Below are 3572 nucleotides of genomic sequence, written 5' to 3'. Positions count from 1 at the left end.
ATCATGTTTTTCCGTTCAAGTATCTGATTCAACATCACCATTTCGTTCCTTTCCGTGAATAGCTTATCTTCTTTTGCCCAACTGGACTACACCCTCCGCAAATACCCTCGTGGGATTCACCACTACTTTCTAAGCGTGAGGTTTCTTTCGTTTTCTGTGTTCACTCATCCAAGTTGGAAAGCCAAGGGCTATTCTCTCCTAATTGTTCAGTCCTTCCGAATGGTTCTAGACCCATTCGTACTATGACCTCTGCTGACTTCTGATGGTTCAGCCACTCCTCATGGAGTGGGTTATGAAGGGTACTTCACGTTTCCATCAGACCTCCCCGGGTAAGCGCATGCACTTTCACACCATCTATCCGCCTCATTTACTTGGTATGACCTTCGACAGAAAGAGCTTTGTTTTGTCTAGCAAACTCACTCAGTCATACCTAGCCTTCTATGAGGTTCGTGTTCCTCGGACCGGTGCTTTGCCTCCAGCTTCCTTCAGATTCCACGTCACCATGGACACCCTTGCTCTTGGCTAACCTCTACTTCTGTCTTCGCGGTTCGGGACTTGCACCCTATAGTTCATGCGCATGCCGGGCGCACTAGCAAAAAAACTTGAAGGATTCGATCCCTTCAAGTTTTTTTGTCTTTATACTGAAATTATTTTAACGTATAAGTAGCTAATACTTGCTGCACTTTAAAGATGTTTAGACTCTTATTAAAACGTTTTTGGATGGGCTCAGCACTTCCGGAGATAAAGATTTTTAACTCCGCATCTAAATCCATCATACTGCCTGCTGTTTCTACACTAAAATGTAAAATGGATGAATAAGGTATAGAATGATATTCTACTTTTTTTCCTGACATCCCTTGCTTATCTACCAGAAGCAGTCTTTTGGATGTAAATACAATTTGATCACGTACTAATTTATAAGCATGTTCTACCTTTTCACCTTGAATCAGAATTTCACTTAACTCTTTTTCTACTGTATCTGCATTTGTTTCAGAAGCATTTCCAAGCAATCCGTTTAAAATAGACAATTTATTCCCTCTTTTCATGGCATGTTATTTATTTAACAAGTGTCTTTATGACATTTCAATATCTTTGTATTAAGAACATGTATGATTGTATCACATCTAATCCCACTACTATGTTGTCATTAAATTGATTTAATGGTAAACGCTTAATCTCCACTTTTAATTCGTTAAAGCAAGTTCTGCTACCATCAGATATAGGGTCTTGTCACCATACCATTTTACTATGCATCAACCTTTTTCTTTAATAAGCTTTTGCATAAAAAGAGTGAACCGATGCTTAAACGGCATCCGTTCACTCTTTTATGTTATAGCTCTTGTCGCAAGGCCTGAATTACATCTATTTTAGTAGCTTTCTTTGCTGGTCTCCATCCAGAAATCATAGCTACCCCAATACTTATGCAAGACGCAATAGCTACAAGCTGCCAAGGGATTAACGAAAATGTTAAATTCATTCCCGCTATACTCTCCTCCTCTAATGCCATGCCCACAACAATTGGCAAGACTAGATTAGCTAAGTAACTCACTACATAAGAAATAATTACTGCAAGCACAGTTCCAATGATACCGATCCATGCACTTTCCATGAGAAATAATCGTCGGATTAGTTTTGGGCTAGCCCCAATTGCTTTCATCACTCCAATTTCTCTTGTTCTCTCTGTAACTGCCATTGTCATCGTATTAAAGATACCTATAGATGAAATTAAAACTGCAATCGTACCTACAAATATAAGTCCTATTTTAAATGCCATAAAAAATACATCTAACTGCTCCAATTGCTCGGAAACAGAGTAAACACTGTAACCCATCTCTTTAAGTTCATCTGTTGCAGCCTTGACGTCTTCTAGACTAGCTGTAAACACTTTCGTTTCTGTGTATAGAACCTCTTCTGGTACCTCTGCTACATTCGCTTTATAGGATTCCATTAATGTTTCCGTCCAAGACTCATCCATTAGGACAATTTTATCGACTATCCAGTCTTTTGCTGGTTGCTTAGTAACCCCTACAATTGTAAAAGTCCATTGTTCTGGAAAAGTATCCTCTTGACCATATGGCTTCATGGCTAGAGTAACCTCTTTACCTAGTATGGATTCTTCATACCCTTTCGGTACTTCTCCATCCTCTGCAGCTCCATCTTCCCAAGTCGCAAACTCTTGTTCTGTCCACAAGTTTTCTGCGAAATGATAACCAACAATAATTTCATTACTATCTTTAGGCATTCTACCCTCGGATAATGAAAGGTTTGAATTTGTTTCTTCTTTAAAATTGGTTAGCTTTGAGTTTCCGAAAATTGTTCTATCCTCTAATTTAAAAATAGTTTCGACGTCTATGCTAGCACGTTGAACAACCGCTCCAACCGAATCTATATTTTTTATTTCCTCATAATCGATTACGCCGTCGTTACCATACACTTCTACCTCTGTAATAGCTTGGTCCTCTAATATTTCAGAACGCATCATATCCTGTACACCAAACCCTATAGAAGCTAGAACGATTAAAAATGCACAACCCATTGTTGCAGCAAGCACTGTCATAAATACTCGTAGTTTATTTTTCTTAATATGCTGGGATACAAATTCTAGCTGATCCTTAAATAACATGAGACATATCCTCCTTCCTAAGTTCTCCGTCGTGCATCTTTAACTTGCGGTGTGCGATACTAGCTACCTCTTCATCATGTGTGATAATAACAAAAGTAATCCCCATAGTCTGATTGAGTTCTTGAATGAGAAGTAGAATGTCCTGCTCTGTCTCTGAGTCTAGGCTACCGGTTGGCTCATCTGCCAATAAAATAGGGGGGCTCGTGATTAGTGCACGAGCTATACTAACCCGCTGTTGCTGCCCACCAGACAATTCATTTGGATAATGATCGGACACAGCATCTAACCCTACCTTTTTCATAATTTGAAGGACGGTTACTTTACGTTTTTTAGAAGATATTCCTTTCAGCTTTAATGGCAGCTCTACATTTTCAAAAGCAGTTAAACCAGGCATCAGCTGAAAGTTTTGAAAGATAAAGCCGAAATTATTTAAGCGATAGTCTGCTCTTTCAGTTTCATTTAACTTAACAGTCTCTTGACCATTTATAAGAATAGACCCTTGTTCTGGACTCATAAAGCCAGCAAGCGTGTTCAATAACGTAGACTTACCCGAACCACTTTTACCAACTACGGCCACAATTTCTCCCTGTTGAACGTCAAAGGAGAGATTCTTTAGTACAGGCACCTTCTTCTCTTTTCCTTTCTTTCCAATTAAAAATGTATGATTGACATTCTTTACATGTATCATGCAATACCCCTTCCTTGTTACCTTCTTATTCATTATAGGCAACGTTTCTTAACATTCAGGAAGGATAAAAATGAAGAAATTCTTAAGAAAGACAACGAAATTCATGAATTTGGTGCACAAGAAAAGCGAGGAGGCAGTTCCTCAGCCACCGGAGCTTTTATCCATTTGACCCCGAGGGGCAAGGCTGCTTGCGCTAGACAATAATTTATCCACAGGCTCAGAATTTTATAATTTCCTAAACAATAAAAAAACTGCTCCTCT

3 protein-coding genes are annotated in these 3572 nt (G+C 39.0%); all 3 read right to left on the bottom strand.

Translation table 11 applies throughout. The features are described 5' to 3' along the window. Positions 1 to 647: 647 nt before the first annotated feature. Positions 648 to 1028 carry a PH domain-containing protein gene (locus tag AC06OU_RS14015; RefSeq protein ID WP_475856592.1) on the bottom strand — a complete coding sequence of 127 codons (381 nt, stop codon included), beginning with the start codon at positions 1026 to 1028 and terminating at the stop codon, positions 648 to 650. Positions 1029 to 1330: 302 nt separating this feature from the next. Continuing rightward, positions 1331 to 2623: an ABC transporter permease gene (locus AC06OU_RS14010; RefSeq protein ID WP_475856590.1), complete on the bottom strand. Its 1293-nt coding sequence runs from the start codon at positions 2621 to 2623 to the stop codon at positions 1331 to 1333. Further along, entirely contained in the window at positions 2613 to 3311 is a 699-nt protein-coding gene (locus tag AC06OU_RS14005; RefSeq protein ID WP_475856588.1) for an ABC transporter ATP-binding protein, read from the bottom strand. The genes AC06OU_RS14010 and AC06OU_RS14005 overlap by 11 nt, the downstream gene beginning before the upstream one ends. Positions 3312 to 3572: the final 261 nt, after the last annotated feature.

The sequence above is a fragment of the Psychrobacillus sp. genome (genome assembly GCF_056205495.1).
Note: the sequence above shows the minus strand (reverse complement) of the source record. Positions and strands in the feature narration are given on the sequence as shown.

Excerpts from the sequence above, each read along its gene's own strand:
- AC06OU_RS14010 (WP_475856590.1), bottom strand. The coding sequence starts at position 2,623 with ATGTTATTTAAGGATCAGCTAGAATTTGTATCCCAGCATATTAAGAAA.
- AC06OU_RS14005 (WP_475856588.1), bottom strand. The coding sequence starts at position 3,311 with ATGATACATGTAAAGAATGTCAATCATACATTTTTAATTGGAAAGAAA.